Source organism: Arthrobacter sp. sptzw32, assembly GCF_059089735.1.
In genome coordinates, this window is sequence record NZ_JBNHEZ010000002.1 from 455,948 (window position 1) to 471,224 (window position 15,277).

At 66.7% G+C, this 15,277-nt stretch carries 18 protein-coding genes and 1 riboswitch; of the genes, 1 reads left to right on the top strand and 17 read right to left on the bottom strand.

Annotation, left to right across the window (positions count from 1 at the left end):
- Positions 1 to 41: 41 nt before the first annotated feature.
- From lgt to hisI, 8 genes are all read right to left on the bottom strand, one after another.
- Positions 42 to 1,205 (bottom strand): prolipoprotein diacylglyceryl transferase, encoded by a 1,164-nt coding sequence (gene lgt / locus AC5RVN_RS05645; RefSeq protein WP_494137314.1) that lies wholly within the window; start codon positions 1,203 to 1,205, stop codon positions 42 to 44.
- Positions 1,206 to 1,209: 4 nt separating this feature from the next.
- On the bottom strand, positions 1,210 to 2,019 hold the full coding sequence (trpA, locus tag AC5RVN_RS05650) for a tryptophan synthase subunit alpha (RefSeq protein ID WP_494137315.1): 810 nt from the start codon (positions 2,017 to 2,019) through the stop codon (positions 1,210 to 1,212).
- Entirely contained in the window at positions 2,016 to 3,344 is a 1,329-nt protein-coding gene (gene trpB, locus AC5RVN_RS05655; protein WP_494039535.1) for a tryptophan synthase subunit beta, read from the bottom strand. Before trpB ends, trpA begins: the two co-directional genes overlap by 4 nt.
- 122 nt (positions 3,345 to 3,466) lie before the next feature.
- Positions 3,467 to 4,288: an indole-3-glycerol phosphate synthase TrpC gene (gene trpC, locus AC5RVN_RS05660; protein ID WP_494137316.1), complete on the bottom strand. Its 822-nt coding sequence runs from the start codon at positions 4,286 to 4,288 to the stop codon at positions 3,467 to 3,469.
- The gene (locus AC5RVN_RS05665) at positions 4,288 to 4,575 is read right to left on the bottom strand and encodes an HGxxPAAW family protein (RefSeq protein ID WP_494039533.1); all 288 of its coding nucleotides are present in this window, start codon (positions 4,573 to 4,575) and stop codon (positions 4,288 to 4,290) included. The genes trpC and AC5RVN_RS05665 overlap by 1 nt, the downstream gene beginning before the upstream one ends.
- A gap of 103 nt (positions 4,576 to 4,678) precedes the next feature.
- The gene (locus AC5RVN_RS05670; RefSeq protein ID WP_494105585.1) at positions 4,679 to 5,332 is read right to left on the bottom strand and encodes a Trp biosynthesis-associated membrane protein; all 654 of its coding nucleotides are present in this window, start codon (positions 5,330 to 5,332) and stop codon (positions 4,679 to 4,681) included.
- A complete protein-coding gene (locus AC5RVN_RS05675) occupies positions 5,332 to 6,894 on the bottom strand; it encodes an anthranilate synthase component I (protein WP_494137317.1) in 1,563 nt (520 codons plus the stop codon). The genes AC5RVN_RS05670 and AC5RVN_RS05675 overlap by 1 nt, the downstream gene beginning before the upstream one ends.
- Before the next feature lie 112 nt (positions 6,895 to 7,006).
- Positions 7,007 to 7,459: a phosphoribosyl-AMP cyclohydrolase gene (hisI, locus tag AC5RVN_RS05680; RefSeq protein WP_494137318.1), complete on the bottom strand. Its 453-nt coding sequence runs from the start codon at positions 7,457 to 7,459 to the stop codon at positions 7,007 to 7,009.
- A 112-nt stretch (positions 7,460 to 7,571) separates the two neighbouring features.
- Between hisI and AC5RVN_RS05685 the strand changes: the two genes are divergently transcribed.
- A complete protein-coding gene (locus AC5RVN_RS05685) occupies positions 7,572 to 8,216 on the top strand; it encodes a TIGR03085 family metal-binding protein (RefSeq protein ID WP_494137319.1) in 645 nt (214 codons plus the stop codon).
- A 66-nt stretch (positions 8,217 to 8,282) separates the two neighbouring features.
- On the opposite strand, the gene hisF is transcribed toward AC5RVN_RS05685, so the two are convergent.
- From hisF to rpe, 9 genes are all read right to left on the bottom strand, one after another.
- Entirely contained in the window at positions 8,283 to 9,059 is a 777-nt protein-coding gene (gene hisF, locus AC5RVN_RS05690; protein WP_494137320.1) for an imidazole glycerol phosphate synthase subunit HisF, read from the bottom strand.
- Positions 9,060 to 9,108: 49 nt separating this feature from the next.
- Positions 9,109 to 9,969, bottom strand: coding sequence for an ATP phosphoribosyltransferase (hisG, locus tag AC5RVN_RS05695; protein WP_494137321.1), 861 nt, complete (start codon positions 9,967 to 9,969; stop codon positions 9,109 to 9,111).
- Between the two features lie 91 nt (positions 9,970 to 10,060).
- The gene (locus AC5RVN_RS05700; RefSeq protein ID WP_494137322.1) at positions 10,061 to 10,324 is read right to left on the bottom strand and encodes a phosphoribosyl-ATP diphosphatase; all 264 of its coding nucleotides are present in this window, start codon (positions 10,322 to 10,324) and stop codon (positions 10,061 to 10,063) included.
- 103 nt (positions 10,325 to 10,427) lie between these two features.
- Positions 10,428 to 10,916 (bottom strand): 6,7-dimethyl-8-ribityllumazine synthase, encoded by a 489-nt coding sequence (gene ribH / locus AC5RVN_RS05705; protein ID WP_494039526.1) that lies wholly within the window; start codon positions 10,914 to 10,916, stop codon positions 10,428 to 10,430.
- 18 nt (positions 10,917 to 10,934) lie between these two features.
- Positions 10,935 to 11,666 carry a GTP cyclohydrolase II gene (gene ribA / locus AC5RVN_RS05710; protein ID WP_494137323.1) on the bottom strand — a complete coding sequence of 244 codons (732 nt, stop codon included), beginning with the start codon at positions 11,664 to 11,666 and terminating at the stop codon, positions 10,935 to 10,937.
- The gene (gene ribB, locus AC5RVN_RS05715) at positions 11,663 to 12,403 is read right to left on the bottom strand and encodes a 3,4-dihydroxy-2-butanone-4-phosphate synthase (protein WP_494137324.1); all 741 of its coding nucleotides are present in this window, start codon (positions 12,401 to 12,403) and stop codon (positions 11,663 to 11,665) included. Before ribB ends, ribA begins: the two co-directional genes overlap by 4 nt.
- On the bottom strand, positions 12,400 to 13,044 hold the full coding sequence (locus AC5RVN_RS05720) for a riboflavin synthase (protein ID WP_494137325.1): 645 nt from the start codon (positions 13,042 to 13,044) through the stop codon (positions 12,400 to 12,402). Before AC5RVN_RS05720 ends, ribB begins: the two co-directional genes overlap by 4 nt.
- Positions 13,044 to 14,159: a bifunctional diaminohydroxyphosphoribosylaminopyrimidine deaminase/5-amino-6-(5-phosphoribosylamino)uracil reductase RibD gene (ribD, locus tag AC5RVN_RS05725; RefSeq protein ID WP_494137326.1), complete on the bottom strand. Its 1,116-nt coding sequence runs from the start codon at positions 14,157 to 14,159 to the stop codon at positions 13,044 to 13,046. Before ribD ends, AC5RVN_RS05720 begins: the two co-directional genes overlap by 1 nt.
- A 176-nt stretch (positions 14,160 to 14,335) precedes the next feature.
- A riboswitch (FMN riboswitch) is annotated at positions 14,336 to 14,489 on the bottom strand.
- A gap of 39 nt (positions 14,490 to 14,528) precedes the next feature.
- On the bottom strand, positions 14,529 to 15,206 hold the full coding sequence (gene rpe, locus AC5RVN_RS05730; RefSeq protein WP_494039521.1) for a ribulose-phosphate 3-epimerase: 678 nt from the start codon (positions 15,204 to 15,206) through the stop codon (positions 14,529 to 14,531).
- Positions 15,207 to 15,277 lie beyond the last annotated feature (71 nt).

A 15,277-nucleotide genomic window follows, 5' to 3' on the forward strand; every position in this document is an offset into this window, starting at 1 on the left:
CGCTTCGAGCGGTGGCTCCGCTGCCCTGCCTGGCCTGCGCGCTACTTGGTAGTGCCGGCTTCCGGCGCGGTTCCTGTGGCCGTGCTGCCGGAACTTCCGGCAGCGGTTGCGTCCTGTCCGGGCTTGCGGCCCGCCGGCGCAGCCTTGGCTTGTTCCGCGGGGACGGAAGCATGCCGGGAACCGCTTTTGTTATGAGGGAGATTATCACGCGATTCACTATCTGAGACAACGGAGTCCGTATCACGGACTGGACTGCCCGCGGCTGTCACTGCACCGGCGTTCGGCCGGCCCAGGTCTTCCACCGGCTCCCGGCCCGGCAGGTACACGCTCTCCGATTCCGTCCGCTTCTTTCTTCCCAGCAGGATGAACGCGGCAAGGGCGGCCAGGAAAACGAAGATGCTGGTCCAGACGTTCAGCCGGGTGGTGATGCCGAAGAGGGAGATCTGCTCGGCGTCATCGATCCGCATGGCTTCGATCCAGACCCGGCCCAGGGTGTAGTACATCGCGTAAAGCCAGAACAGCCTGCTGCGGCGGAAGTTGAACTTCCGGTCCAGGGCAAGGAGGATCACGACGCCGGCCAGGTTCCACAGCGATTCGTAGAGGAACGTGGGGTGGAACAGGGTGTCGGCGGGGACTCCTGCAGGGAAGTTGGCGTTGTCGGCGTCGACTTGCAGCCCCCACGGCAGGGTGGTTGGGCCGCCAAACAGTTCCTGGTTGAAGTAGTTGCCCCAGCGCCCCACGGCCTGGGCCAGCAGCAGCCCGGGTGCTGCGGCGTCCAGGAAGGCGCTGAGCTTGACGCCGCTGCGGCGGCAGCCGATCCACGCGCCCACGACGCCCAGGACAACAGCGCCCCAGATGCCGAGCCCGCCCCGCTGAATCTGGGGGATCAGGGAGAGGTCCCCGGTGCCGTCGAAGCCGGGGCCGAAGTACGCGTCCGGTGAGGACACCACATGGTAGAGGCGGCCGCCGATGATGCCGAAGGGAATCGCCCAAACAACGATGTCCCAGACGCTGCCTTCCGGTGCGCCCCGCCTGGCCCAGCGGGCCGAGGTCAGCCACAGGCCCACCACGATGCCTGCCAGGATGCACAGCGCGTAAGCGTGGATGCGCAGCGTCCCCCAGGGCAGGGGAATGTCGAAGCCGGACCAGTCAGGGCTGGGGATGCTGGCGGGCACCATCGCGGCCGCGGAAAGGAGCGTCTGCATGAGGTTAGGCTTCTTCCCTGGTCAGTCCGGTGCTGAGGTCTTTGGTCAGGGCAGCGACGGCGTCCACGCCGCCGTCGCGGATGGCTGCCACGAGGGCCGTGCCCACGATGACGCCTTCAGCGTAGGCGGCGATCTCCCGGACCTGCCCGGCGTTGGACACGCCCAGCCCGACACAGACCCGTCGGGCGCCGGCGGCGTGCGCGGCGGCCACAACGTCCTTGGCCGCGGTGCTGACGGAGGTCCGCGCGCCAGTGACGCCCATGATGGACACGGCGTAGAGAAAGCCGCGGCTGGCGTCAACGGTCCGCTGCATGCGCTCGGCGGTGGAGGACGGCGCAACCAGGAACACGCGGTCCAGGCCGTACTTGTCCGAAGCTTCCATCCATTCGGCTGCCTCGTCCGGGATGAGGTCCGGGGTGATGAGCCCGGCTCCCCCGGCCTCTGCCAGGCGCCGGGAGAACTCGTCCACGCCCATCCTGACCACCGGATTCCAGTAGGTCATCACCAGGACGGCAGCGTCGGTCTTGCTGGTGATGCCCGCCACCACGTCAAAGACCTGGCGCACAGTGAAGCCCTTGGCCAGCGCCTCGGTGGTGGCGGTCTGGATAACCTGGCCGTCCATGACGGGGTCGGAGTAGGGGATGCCGATTTCGATGAGGTCGGCACCGTTCTCCGCCAGGGCTATGCCGGCGGCGATGGTCTGCTCCACGCTGGGGTAGCCGGCGGGAAGGTAGCCGATGAGCGCGGCGCGGCCTTCCGCGCGGGCCTTGTCGATGGCCGCCGCTGACTTGCTGATGGTCTGTGCAGTGGTCACAGCTGCTCCCCCTCTTTGCCGATTTCCGCCTCGGCGGAGTCCTTGTCCAACAGATCGAACCATTCGGCTGCGGTGGCCACATCCTTGTCGCCGCGGCCGGAGAGGTTCACGATCACGATCTTGTCCTCCGCAGCCCCGCCGCCGGCTACGGCTTCGGCAGCAAGCCGCTGCCCCACCTTGATGGCGCCGGCCAGCGCGTGGGAGGACTCGATGGCCGGGATGATGCCTTCGGTGCGGCACAGGAGCTTGAAGGCGTCCATGGCTTCGCTGTCCGTGATGGGCTCGTAGCTGACCCGTCCGATGTCGGCAAGGTAGGAGTGCTCCGGGCCGACGCCCGGGTAGTCCAGGCCGGCGGAGATGGAGTGGGACTCGATGGTCTGGCCGTCATCGTCCTGCATGAGGTAAGAGCGGGCGCCGTGCAGGACCCCGGGCTTGCCGAGCGTGATGGTGGCGGCATGCCTGCCCGTTTCGACGCCGTCGCCTCCGGCCTCGAAGCCGTAAATCTTCACGGACGGGTCGTCAAGGAAGCCGTGGAAGATGCCGATGGCGTTGGAGCCACCGCCGATGCAGGCGCAGACGGCGTCAGGGAGCCTGCCCTCCTGTTCCAGGATCTGGGCACGGGCTTCCTCACCGATCACTTCATGGAAGTAGCGGACCATCGCGGGGAAGGGGTGGGCGCCGGCAGCAGTGCCGAGCAGGTAGTGGGTGTGGTCCACGTTGGCCACCCAGTCCCGGAGGGCCTCGTTGATGGCGTCCTTGAGGGTCTGCGAGCCGCTGGTGACCGGAATGACGGTGGCACCGAGGAGCTCCATGCGGGCTACGTTCAACGCCTGGCGCCGGCAGTCCTCCGCGCCCATATACACCACGCATTCCAGGCCCATCAGGGCGGCGGCGGTGGCGCTGGCCACCCCGTGCTGGCCGGCACCGGTTTCGGCGATGACGCGGGTCTTGCCCATGCGCTTGGCCAGCAGCGCCTGGCCCAGGACGTTGTTGATCTTGTGCGAACCGGTGTGGTTGAGGTCCTCGCGCTTGAGGAAGATCCGGACTCCCCCGGCATGCTCCGAGAAGCGCTTGGCTTCGGTCAGCAGTGAGGGACGCCCGGAGTAGTTCTTGTTCAGGTCCGTGATCTGGGCCCGGAACTCGGGATCGTCTTTCGCCTTGTCGAAGGTTTCCTCAAGTTCGTCCAAGGCGGCGATCAGGGACTCCGGCATCCAGCGTCCGCCGTAGCTGCCGAAGTAGGGTCCCGGAGCATGCTTGAGGGAGCCGCCCTGCAGGAATGCTTCCGCGGCATTGTTGTCAGCGTTCGCTGAGGGTGCGTCAACCATCAGACCCGTCCTGTTCGAAGTTGTTCATTCAGTAAGTGTGTGAGGTTCCGGCAGCGGTGCCGGAACAGAATACGCCGGGCGGCAAACAGCCCCTGCCCACAGGGTGTGCAGGGGCGCTCCGGTCAGCGGCGGGCAGCGATGGCGGCGGCCCCTGCCGCCGTGAATTCAGCAATCCGCTCACGCGGGGTGGAGTGGCTGACCAACGCCTCGCCCACGAGGACTGCGTTGGCGCCGCTGGCGGCGTAGTGCGTGACGTCGTCCACGCCGCGGACCCCCGATTCGGCCACCACGAGGGCTTCGGCGGGAATTTGGCCTGCCAGGGAGGCGAAAACGGACCGGTCGACGTCGAGCGTCTTCAGGTTCCGCACGTTGACGCCGATGATGCGCGCGCGGGCTGCGACGGCCCGCTCGATTTCCTCCTCGGTGTGGGTCTCCACGAGGACGTTCATGCCCAGCTCGTGGCTAAGCGCGGAGAACTCGGCGAGCTGTGCGTCGGAGAGCGCTGCCACGATCAGCAGGATCAGGTCGGCCCCGTGTGCGCGCGCTTCCCAGATCTGGTACTCGTCGAGCGTGAAATCCTTGCGCAGCAACGGAACGTCAACCGCGGCACGCACGGCGTCCAGGTCTGCGAGTGCGCCGTTGAAGCGGCGCTGTTCGGTGAGCACGCTGATAACGGAGGCGCCGCCGTCGGCATACTGCTTCGCTAGGGACGCCGGATCGCCGATGGCGGCGAGGTGGCCCTTGGAGGGGCTGCGGCGTTTGATCTCCGCAATGACCTTCAGCTGTTCCCGGGACGGGGAGGGCCCGCCGAGCGCAGCCCAGGTATCGCGGGCAGGTGCCGCGGCCTGGGCCAGGTCCTTCAGTTCAGCGAGGGAAACCTGGCGTTTCCGCGCGTCCATATCCTCCCTGACACCGGCATTGATGTCATCGAGAACAGTTGCCATCAGTGGCCGGAGTTCTTCAGCTTGCTGCCTTCGACGCCGTAGCCTGCCTTGCGCATGATGTAGCCGAGGATGAGGCCAATCACCATCACGCCGATGCCGGCGATGAAGATGGGAGTGCTGGCAATCACAAAGGCGATCGAAGCGATGAGTGCGCCCACCAGCATCACGATGACGCAGGTCCAGGCCGCGGGGCTGTTCCCGTGGCCGAGTTCCTGGCTGTGGTCAATGGCGCCGGGGGCCACGGTGCGGGTGCCTGACTTGGATACGGATGCAGGTGCTTTGCTCATGGAAAATCTCCTCAGGGTGGATACTGCTTACATTCTGCCATTTATTGGCCGGTGGCCGGGTATCGGCGGCCTGCCCGCGTGCGCCGGACGGCGTTGCACCGGCTTAGGTAGGGTCATCGCCGCGGGAAAGCCGGTCCCAGCTGTCAATTTCGTCCACCGGACCTGCCGCGGCGGCGGTGCTGCCCGCGGCAGGTGCGTCGTACTTGGTCCTGGTTTTCCAGTGCCGCCCGGCGGGAATGATGAGCAGGGCTGCCAGGGCCAGCAGACAGCCGGTAACGACGGCGAACACCGGGAAAGCGGTGACGGCCACCTCCGCCTTGCTGCCTGTAATCCCGGTGGCGGCCGCGATGGCCCCCTGGGCTGCGGCCAGCGGATTGGCCAGAACGGTGGCCGCGGCGGCAACAATCCCTGCCGATGCGAGGACGATGATGCCGGCGATGATCAACCGGGCGATCCTGCCTGCGATTGCTGCGGCGAGCCCGCCCGCCAGGGCTACCAGGGCCAGCGCGGTAACGGCGGTGGCGGCCTTGCTGCCCTGGACCTCAAGTGCCGTTTGCGCGGCGCCGGCCTGGCCCACCTGGTTGGGGTCCAGCGTGACAGTCATCCACGTTTGGGTGGTGGTGCCGAAAACGGCCAGCGCCAGGACGGCTACGAGCAGCACCAGCGTGGACTTGCGTGCCCAGGCCCGGGTGCCGGAGGGCTTCCGGCCGGTTGGCTGCCCTGCTGCCTGGCCTTTGTCCTGGTCCTGGTCCTGCATCAGGATTCTGTCCTGCCCGGCAATGAATCGGCGGAAATGTTCTGCAGGGAGCCCGCGGTGTGCACGGCCCGCAGCGGCGCCGCGGCCTTGTTCACGGTTTCGAGGGCTTCCGTCGGGTTGACCGAGTCGGCCACGATGCCGCCGCCGGCCTGGACATAAGCCCGTCCGCCGCGGAGCAGGGCCGAGCGGATGGCGATGGCCATGTCCATGTCCCCGGCGAAGTCGAGGTATCCCACAACGCCGCCGTAGATGCCGCGGCGGTGCGGTTCGAGCTCGTCGAGGAGCCGCAGGGCGCGGGGTTTCGGCGCTCCGGACAGTGTCCCGGCCGGGAACGTGGCCCTCAGGACGTCGTACGCCTTAGCTCGCGGTGAGAGCTGGCCCACCACCGTGGAGACGAGGTGCATGATGTGGCTGAAACGCTCCACCTCCATAAACTGCGTGACGTCAACGGTCCCGGCCACGCATACCTTGGAAAGGTCGTTGCGGGAAAGGTCCACGAGCATCAGGTGTTCGGCGCGTTCCTTCTGGTCCGCCAGGAGCTCCTCAGCGAGTGCTTTATCCGCCTCCACCGTCCTGCCGCGCGGGCGGGATCCTGCGATGGGGTGCGTGATGACTTCTTCGCCGGTGACGGTGACGAGGGCCTCCGGCGAGGACCCGACGATGGAGTACTCCCGGCCCTCGGCATCCTCAAGGCTGAAGATGTACATGTAGGGACTGGGGTTGGTGTTGCGCAGCACCCGGTAGACGTCCAGTGCGGAAGCTTGGCACTCCATCTCGAAGCGGCGGGAAATCACCACCTGGAACACCTCGCCGTCAACGATGGCTTCCTTGCCGCGGTCCAGGGCGGCCAAATACTCGGCTTCGTCCCAGCGCTCCTGAACGCTGGAGGCAAAGTCCAGCGCGGCCGGCGCAAGCACGGAGACGGGCTGCGCCACGGGCGTGCTGACTTTGGCCAGGAGGGCCTTGACCCGCGCCACGGCGTCGTGCCAGGCCTCGTCCACGCGCTCGGAGCTGTCATCGAAGTTGATGGCGTTGGCGATCAGCAGCACCGTGCCGTCCACGTTGTCGTGCACGGCCATGTCCGTGACGAGGTTCAGCGCCATTTCCGGCAGCTGCAGGTCATCCTCGGGCGGGCTCACCAGGCGTTCCCAGTGCCGCACTGTTTCCCAGCCGAGGAAGCCCACCAGGCCGGAGGTGAAGGGCGGCAGGCCGTCGAACCTTTCGGTGCGGAGCGCCTCGATGGTGTCACGGACAGCATCCACGGGGCTGCCGTCCACCGGGACGCCTGTGGGGGGCTCGCCCAGCCAGTGCGCGTTTCCGTCCTTGGTGGTCAGTGTTGCCCGGGACCTCGCGCCGATGAAGGAGTAACGGGACCATGCACCGCCCACTGCAGCGGACTCCATCAGGAACGTTCCGGGCTGACCCTGCGCGAGCTTCCGGTACAAACCGATGGGGGTCTCGGCGTCGGCAAGTACCTTGAGGCGCACGGGGATGACGCGGCTGTGGGCGGCAAGTTCCCGGAACTCCTCAAGGCCCGGGGTGATGATTCCAAGGTCCTGCATGGCTATGCTGTTCCGCCTGTTCTAGTAGGGGCCGGCCGAGCCGGCGCCTGTTGGTGTGCTTGCGGGGTTGGCCAGCCCTCCCCCGCGCTCCGCAGCAGCCTGCGGATGAAGGTCAGTCTGCCTGGCCTGTTGTGACTGCGAGGTCCCTGCCGTCGAAGCAGGTGCGGGTGCCGGTGTGGCAGGCGGCACCGACCTGGTCCACGCGCACCAGCAGGGCATCGCCGTCGCAGTCCATGGCCAGGGACTTAACCCACTGCACGTGCCCGGAGGTGTCTCCCTTGCGCCAGTACTCCTGGCGGGAACGGGAGTAGAAGGTGACGCGGCCGCTGGTCATGGTGCGGTGCAGTGCCTCGTCATCCATCCAGCCCAGCATGAGCACCTCGTTGGTATCGAACTGCTGCACGACGGCGGCCACCAGGCCGGAGCTGTCGCGCTTGAGGGCCGCTGCCAGCTCCTCGGGAAGGGGGCTGGCAGAACCGGCGGCGGGCGTTGCCTCCGGGACTGCCGCCGGCGCTGCGGGCACGGTGGAATCAGGGGTTGCGGTGGGGGTGGGCTGCTCAGACATCAGGTCAAGTCTAGTGCCTTGGCCCTGCCCCGATTCCTGTGTGAACGAGGGCAGGCCGGCCCCCGTGGACGTGCTGCCCAACTGAGCGGCTCTCGTGCTAGTTTTCCAAGTGATGCATTTCGTTGATCCGTCCCGAGAAGTCCTGGCCGAAACCCTCATTGCGGCCGGTCCTGACGCGCCCACACTCTGCAAGGGCTGGCGCACCAGGGACCTTGCCGCGCACCTTTACCTGCGCGAACGCAAAGCCGCCGTGGGACTGGGCCTGATCATCAAGCGGCTGGCGAAAGCGTCAGACCAGGCCACCGCAAAACTCGCAGCAAAGCTGACCACGGCCGAGGCCTACACCCGGCTGGTCAACACTTTCCGTGCCGGGCCGCCCGCGCTTTCGCCCCTGAAGATCAAGGGGCTGGATGAGAGCGCCAACCTGATCGAGTACTTCGTCCACACCGAAGACGTCCGGCGCGCAGTGGACCGGTGGGCACCGAGGGCACTGGACGAAGCCTATTCGGACGCCCTGTGGGATGAACTCGTCAAGCGCGCAGCCATCCTGTACCGGGGAGTCGACCTGGGCATCGTGCTGGTGCGGCCTTCAGGACCGCGGCATGTTGCCAAGCGCGCCCCCGTTTCTGTGGCCATTGTCGGCGAGCCGGGCGAACTGCTCATGCACGCGCACGGCCGAACACGGCACGCCCTGGTCACTTTCGAAGGCCAGCCGGACGCCGTCGCGCTCCTGCAGTCAGCCGAAGTGGGACTCTAACCCAACTAACTCGCAGTTGTTGTCGTTATCAGCGTCCAAAACGACAACAACTGCCAGTCAGTGGGGTTAGCGTACTTCGAAGCCCGCTTCCCTAATGGCCGTTTTGACCTGGGACATCATGTCGTCCGGTCCCCAGTGGAAGATAGATGCGGCCAGTACGGCGTCAGCGCCGGCTGCGACGGCTGGCGGAAAGTGTGCCGGCTCCCCCGCGCCGCCGGAGGCGATGATGGGCACTTTGACGGCGGCCCGGACCAGGCTGATGAGCTCAAGGTCGAAGCCGTCTTTCGTGCCGTCCGCGTCGATGGAGTTGAGGAGGATTTCGCCCACGCCCCGGTCGGCGGCTTCCTTTGCCCATGCGACGGCGTCGATTCCGGTGCCGGTGCGTCCGCCGTGGGTTGTCACTTCGAAGCCCGACGGCGTGGGCCGGGACCCGGGGCGGGTGCGCCGCGCGTCGACGGACAGGACGAGGACCTGCGAGCCGAAGTGCCGCGTGATTTCGTCAATGACATCGGGCCGGGCAACGGCTGCGGTGTTGATGGAGGCCTTGTCCGCACCGAAGCGCAGCAGCTTGTCCACCTCTGCCACACCACGGACGCCGCCGCCGACGCACAACGGGATAAAGACTTCCTCGGCGGTCCGGCGGACCACATCGAACGTGGTTTCGCGGTTGCCGGAGGAGGCGGTGACGTCAAGGAAGGTCAGTTCGTCGGCGCCGGCGTTGTCGTAGCGGTGGGCCAGTTCCACGGGGTCGCCGGCGTCGCGGAGACCCTCGAAGTTGACGCCCTTGACGACGCGCCCGGCGTCGACGTCGAGGCAGGGGATGACGCGTACGGCTACTGCCATGGGAACTCCTGGAATTCTGTGGTGCGGGAGTGCTGCTGGGCGGGCGGAATCAGATACGGCAGGCGTGGATGCTGCTCACCAGGATGGCGCGGGCGCCAAGGTCGTACAGCTCATCCATGATCCGGTTGGTTTCCCGCTTGGGCACCATGGAACGCACGGCAACCCAGTCAGAATCCCGCAGAGGCGAAACGGTGGGTGATTCCAGGCCGGGCGTAAGGGCAGCGGCCTGTTCCACGAGTTCCTTGCGGATGTCATAGTCCATCAGGACGTACTGGCGGGCCACCAGCACACCCTGCAGGCGCCGGATCAGGACTTCGATCTCCTTGGCCGTACCGTTCGCGGCGCCGCCACCGCCGGTGCGCCGGATGAGGACGGCCTCCGACTTCAGGATCGGTTCACCGAAGATCTCCATCCCGGCAGCCTTGAGGGTGTTGCCGGTTTCGACGACGTCGGCGATGGCGTCCGCAACGCCCAGCCGGACCGAGGATTCCACGGCGCCGTCCAGGCGGACCACCTTGGCGTTGATGCCGCGGTCCGCGAGGTAGCCGCGGAGCAGTCCGTCATAGCTGGTGGCGAGCCGCTTGCCCTCCAGCTCCTCGACCTTTGCGAAGTCTCCTACCGGACCGGCGAAGCGGAAGGTGGAGGCGGCGAATCCCAGCGGAAGCAGCTCCTCGGCTTCCACCTCCGCGTCCAGCAGCAGGTCGCGTCCGGTGATGCCGACGTCAAGCGTTCCCTGGCCTACATAAACGGCGATGTCGCGGGGTCGTAGGAAGAAGAATTCGATGTCGTTGTCGGGGTCAACCATCACCAGTTCGCGGGCATCGCGGCGCTGGCGGTAGCCGGCTTCGGTCAGCATGGCGGAGGCAGCTTCGGACAGTGAGCCCTTGTTGGGGACGGCAACTCGCAGCATGGGTAATCTTTCTGGATTTGAAAATGTCTAGGTTTTCAGGCAATGCAGGCCACGGCGGGCACCGGCGGCACGTGGCACGCCGGACCGGTGGCTACAGATGCTTGTAGACGTCTTCCAGGGTCAGGCCTTTGGCGAGCATCAGAACCTGCAGGTGGTACAGCAGCTGGGAAATTTCCTCGGCCGCAGCTTCATCGGATTCATATTCGGCAGCCATCCATACTTCGGCTGCTTCCTCAACGACTTTCTTGCCGATGCCGTGGACACCGGAGTCCAATTCAGCGACGGTGCGGGAGCCTTCCGGGCGGGTGGCTGCCTTGTCGCTGAGTTCAGCGAACAGCGTCTCGAAATTCTTCACGCCCTCCAGCCTACTTGCTGCGGCGTGCAGGGCGCCTGTCGGGCCGCTGGATGACGGGCACGATGTGAGTGAAGACACACCGCGCCCGCCGCGGCGCAGATTGCTAGCTGTTGTACTGCTTCAGGACGACGGCGGTGGCCAGCGCCGCCGTGACGGCTTCGTGGCCCTTGTCTTCCTTTGAGCCGGGAAGGCCTGCGCGGTCCAGGCCCTGCTGTTCGGTGTCGCAGGTCAGGACTCCGAAGCCCACCGGAACGCCCGTGCGCACGCTCACGTCGGTGAGGCCTGACGTCGCCGCCTGGCAGACGTACTCGAAGTGCGGCGTACCGCCGCGGATCACGACGCCGAGGGCGACGACGGCGTCGAAGTGCGGTGCCAGCCGCGCGGCTGCGACGGGCAACTCAAAGCTGCCCGGCACCCGCAGGACGGTGGGCTCGGCGATCCCGGCGTCCTTGGCGGCGCGAAGTGCGCCATCCAGGAGCCCGTCCATGATCTGGGTGTGCCAGCTGGCCGCAACGATGGCCAGCCGCAGCTGGGACGTTTCGTCCGGGTTGAGGGTGGTGAGGTCGATATCGGGGGCGCCGTGTCCGCTCATAGGTCAGTGCTGTTCCGTTCAGTCTTGTTGGTGGGTAAAGGTGGTGGGGCTGGCAACGGGCACGGGGGCCACGTGGGTGTCCAGGAGGAGGCGGTGCTCCATCCTGTCCTTCTTCGTTTGGAGGTAGCGGAGGTTCTGGTCACGGGAAGGGACTTCGGTGGGAACCATCTCCACCACTTTCACCCCGGCCCTGGCCAATCTGTTCTGCTTGTCCGGGTTGTTGCTCAGCAGGCGGACCTCGTGAAGGCCCATCTCGGCAAGCACCTGGGCGGCGGCGTTGTAGCACCGGGCGTCCACGGGCAGCCCCAGCTGCTCGTTGGCCTCTACCGTGTCAAAGCCTGCCTCCTGCAGCGCGTAGGCCTTGATCTTGTTTGCCAGGCCGATGCCGCGCCCCTCCTGGCCGCGCAGGTACAGCAGGGTACCGCCTTGTTCACGGATCAGTTCCAGGGCGTACGCAAGCTGCTCGCCGCAATCGCAGCGGTACGATCCGAACACATCACCGGTGAGGCACTCGGAATGGAGCCGCACCAGGGGCGCCTTGCCGTCCCGGGGCGGGTTGGGGGAACTGACGGCCAGATGTTCGGCGCCGGTGACGAGATCGGTCCAGGCCTGGGCCACGAAGTCGCCAAAGGCGGTGGGCAGTTGCACGATGGGGCCGCCGCTGACGGGATGGGGCACCACTCCGCTGCCGGTCCGCTCCGGGTGATAGCCGTTCTGATAGTGGCCATTGCTGGCCGCAGATGCCGTCATCGTTCCTCCTTCTCCCCGGCCGGTACCGGCCGGACGCCCTGAACCGGAGCGCCGCCTGTCCCTGCTGCAAGGTAGGCCACCAAATCCTCAATGGAGATCAGAGGACAGCCGTGCTCCGCCGCGAACACCCGGAGCCCGTCCAGACGCATCATCTCGCCGTCGTCATACACCACTTCGGCGATGACGCCTACGGGCTCGACGCCTGCGAGGCGGCACAGGTCCACCGCAGCTTCGGTGTGGCCCGGGCGTTCCCTCACGCCTCCGTCAACTGCGCGGAGCGGGAAAATATGCCCAGGACGGGTCACGGCCGCCGGCCCTGTCCGCGGATCGGCAAGAACCCGGGCGGTGAGGGCACGGTCGGTGGCGGAGATGCCGGTGCTGACGCCGACGGCGGCGTCGCAGGATACGGTGTAGGCCGTGCCTTTGGCGTCTTCATTGACAGCCACCATGGGGGGCAAGGCAAGGGCGTCGGCGCGTTCGCCGGACAGCGGCACGCAGATGACTCCTGAGCTGTAGCGGATGGTCCAGCCCATCAGCGCGGGTGTGGCGTGCTGGGCCGCGAAGATGATGTCGCCTTCGTTTTCCCGGTCCTCGTTGTCCACGACCAGGACCGGCCTTCCGGCGGCCATGGCCGCCACAGCTTCCTCGATGGTGTTTAACGGCACGGCAGCTCCTCCCGGGGCAGCGGGGACGGCAGCGCCGGCCACGTCAGCTTCGAATCCGACGGCGGCGTTCACGGTGTTCCTCCCTCAACAGCGGCAGGAGCGGGGGTGCTGAACGCGAGGAGCCGCTCGGTGTACTTGGCCAGGACGTCCACCTCCAGGTTCACCCTGCTGCCGGTGCTTTTGGCACCGAGGCCGGTTTCGGCAAGGGTGGTGGGGATGAGTCCCACCTCGAACCAGGGGCTTTGTTCAGCTGCGTGGCTGACCGCGGTAACGGTGAGTGAAACGCCGTCGATGGCGATTGATCCCTTTTCCGCGATGTAACGGGCCAGGTTGATTGGCACCCCGAACCGGAGCCTTTCCCAGTTGCCCAGGGGCTCGCGTTCGAGCAGCACGCCGACGCCGTCCACGTGGCCCTGCACCACGTGCCCGTCCAGCCTTCCGCCGGCAGGGACGCAACGCTCAAGGTTGACGGCATCCCCCGCAGCCAACTCACCGATGGTGCTGCGGACGAGGGTCTCCCCCATCACGTCCACGCTGAATTCCTTGCCGTCGATTTCGGTGGCAGTGAGGCATACGCCGTTGACGGCGATGGACCCGCCAAGACCGAGGCCTTCGGTAGTGCCGGGGGCGTGCAGCCGGACGGTGGCGCTGGCGTTCCCGTCCCTCTGAACGGACAGAACGTGCCCTTGCTCGGCGATAATTCCGGTGAACATCAGTAGCCTCCCTGGGCTTGCTCCGCGCTGGGGCGGGACGGTTGTGGGTCTGGGGCAACGGCGCGTTGCGGTCGGAGGTGGAGCCGGAGGTCCCGGCCCAGCGTGCGGACGGCCCCGCCGTCGGACGGGTCCCACTCCCAGTGCTGGGCATCGGCGAGGGTGGTGATGCCCAGGCCGGTGAGGGCGGGGGTTCCGGAACCCAGCAGCGTGGGGGCAAGGTAGATGATGAGTTCGTCGACGAGCCCGGCGGCGAGGAACGCGCTGAGGATGCTTGATCCGCCCTCCACCATCAGGTGGCGGATGCCGGAACCGTAAAGGGTGGCCAGCGCTTCCTGGGGGTCGCGGGTCTGCAGGTGGGTTACCAGGCCGTCGCTCCCGTGGATGGCAGCATCTGCCGGGGTGTCCCGCAACCCCATCACGGCCCGCAATGGTTGCTTTTGAGCCGGCGTCCCTGCGGGGCCGCGGGCAGTGAGACGGGGATTGTCCACCAGCACGGTCTGGGTTCCCACGAGGATGGCGTCGATGCGGCCCCGGATGGCGTGGTTGTCAGCCAGGGATTCCGGACTGGAAATCCATTGGCTGGTGCCGTCCTCAGCAGCGATCCGGCTGTCCAGGGTCTGTGCGATGTGCAGGGTGACGAACGGGCGTTTTGCGGCTACTGCCTCAAACCAATGACGGTTCAGGTCCAGTGCTTCGCCGGCACCCAGTCCGCTGCGTACGCGTACGCCCGCCTGCCGAAGGGTGGCGGCACCGCCGGCGGCGGGATCATGGGGATCGTCCACGGCGTAGACCACGTCCGTTATTCCGGCGTCGATGATCGCCTGGGCGCAAGGGCCGGTACGGCCGATATGGTTGCAGGGCTCCAGGGTGACCATCATGGTGCAACCGGAAAGATCAAGCCCGGCGGCAGCTGCCCGGGCAATGGCGTCCGCCTCGGCGTGGGCTGTTCCCGCGCCGCGGTGGAAACCCGCGACGAGTTCCCGGCCTTCGGAATCGACGACGACGGCGCCCACCAACGGGTTCGCGCCGCGGGGACCATGAAGGGCCGCCTTCAGGGCCTTGTCCATGGCGGCGGTTTCGGCAGCAGTAAAGGCCGTCACGACTTCGGCCGTCATGCGGGGGCCTCGCTGGTTGTGCTGCCGGGCATGGCGGCAGCAGGAGTGGTGGCCGATAAGAGCCATCGCAGCAGGTTCATAGTGCTTGTGTCGTTCCTTCCCTCTAGAACCGCGATGGCTCCGGGGATATACGACAGCAGAAGGCTGCGGCGTCGAGTGACGCCGCAGAAACAGCTGTACGTGCTTCTCTCATCCAGACTTTAACTGTCGGTACCGGAATTTCACCGGTTCAACCGTCCGCCGGGGACTTCCTCGGAAGGAAAACCACCGGCTCGCGGGTCGCGGACTGTCACCGCCGGTTCGGACTTACACCGACCCCGGAGCACGTATGTGTGTTGCTATTGTGCCATAACCGCGTGCGGCTCCCGGCTATTCCGCCGCGGAGCGTAACTTTTGGCTCCCGGCTTCCCGCAGCCGGTCAATGGCTGCGGCCGGATCCTCTGCACCGTACACCGCCGAGCCCGCCACGAAGACGTTGGCACCTGCCTCCGCAGCACGGATGATGGTGTCCTCGGTGATGCCGCCGTCAACCTGGATGGCCACGCCAATCCCCGAGCCGTCGATGGCCTTCCTTGCCCTGCGGATCTTCGGCAGGGTCACATCCAGGAACGCCTGGCCGCCGAATCCGGGCTCCACCGTCATGATGAGCAGCATGTCCAGCTCCGGAAGCATGTCCAGGTACGGCTCCACCGGAGTTCCGGGACGGAGCGCCATCCCTGCCTTTGCACCCCGGGCGCGCAGCTCGCGGGCCAGCTTGATGGGGGCAATGGCAGCCTCGGCGTGGAAGGTAACGGAGGCCAAACCCGCGTCGGCGAAACCCGGGGCCCAGCGGTCGGCGTCGGCGATCATCAGATGCGCGTCCAGCGGAACCGGGCTCACGGCCTGGATCCGCTGGACCACCGGCAGCCCGAGGGTGAGGTTGGGCACGAAGTGATTGTCCATCACGTCCACGTGCACGGCATCTGCATTGCTGATCCGCTGCAGTTCGGCCTCAAGGTTGACGAAGTCGGCAGACAGGATGCTCGGGTTAATGCAGCATTGCGTCACAGGGGAGCCTTTCAGGGGTTGCGCTTTTGTGGCCAGTTTTTACCGGCCCGTTCCATGCCGGGCACGGCCTT

What these genes read in the sequence shown, in the direction of transcription:
- lgt (WP_494137314.1), bottom strand. Translation starts at nt 1,205, where the DNA reads ATGCAGACGCTCCTTTCCGCGGCCGCGATGGTGCCCGCCAGCATCCCC.
- trpB (WP_494039535.1), bottom strand. Translation starts at nt 3,344, where the DNA reads ATGGTTGACGCACCCTCAGCGAACGCTGACAACAATGCCGCGGAAGCA.
- trpC (WP_494137316.1), bottom strand. Translation starts at nt 4,288, where the DNA reads ATGGCAACTGTTCTCGATGACATCAATGCCGGTGTCAGGGAGGATATG.
- AC5RVN_RS05665 (WP_494039533.1), bottom strand. Translation starts at nt 4,575, where the DNA reads ATGAGCAAAGCACCTGCATCCGTATCCAAGTCAGGCACCCGCACCGTG.
- AC5RVN_RS05670 (WP_494105585.1), bottom strand. Translation starts at nt 5,332, where the DNA reads ATGCAGGACCAGGACCAGGACAAAGGCCAGGCAGCAGGGCAGCCAACC.
- AC5RVN_RS05675 (WP_494137317.1), bottom strand. Translation starts at nt 6,894, where the DNA reads ATGCAGGACCTTGGAATCATCACCCCGGGCCTTGAGGAGTTCCGGGAA.
- hisI (WP_494137318.1), bottom strand. Translation starts at nt 7,459, where the DNA reads ATGTCTGAGCAGCCCACCCCCACCGCAACCCCTGATTCCACCGTGCCC.
- AC5RVN_RS05685 (WP_494137319.1), top strand. Translation starts at nt 7,572, where the DNA reads ATGCATTTCGTTGATCCGTCCCGAGAAGTCCTGGCCGAAACCCTCATT.
- hisF (WP_494137320.1), bottom strand. Translation starts at nt 9,059, where the DNA reads ATGGCAGTAGCCGTACGCGTCATCCCCTGCCTCGACGTCGACGCCGGG.
- hisG (WP_494137321.1), bottom strand. Translation starts at nt 9,969, where the DNA reads ATGCTGCGAGTTGCCGTCCCCAACAAGGGCTCACTGTCCGAAGCTGCC.
- ribH (WP_494039526.1), bottom strand. Translation starts at nt 10,916, where the DNA reads ATGAGCGGACACGGCGCCCCCGATATCGACCTCACCACCCTCAACCCG.
- ribA (WP_494137323.1), bottom strand. Translation starts at nt 11,666, where the DNA reads ATGACGGCATCTGCGGCCAGCAATGGCCACTATCAGAACGGCTATCAC.
- AC5RVN_RS05720 (WP_494137325.1), bottom strand. Translation starts at nt 13,044, where the DNA reads ATGTTCACCGGAATTATCGCCGAGCAAGGGCACGTTCTGTCCGTTCAG.
- ribD (WP_494137326.1), bottom strand. Translation starts at nt 14,159, where the DNA reads ATGACGGCCGAAGTCGTGACGGCCTTTACTGCTGCCGAAACCGCCGCC.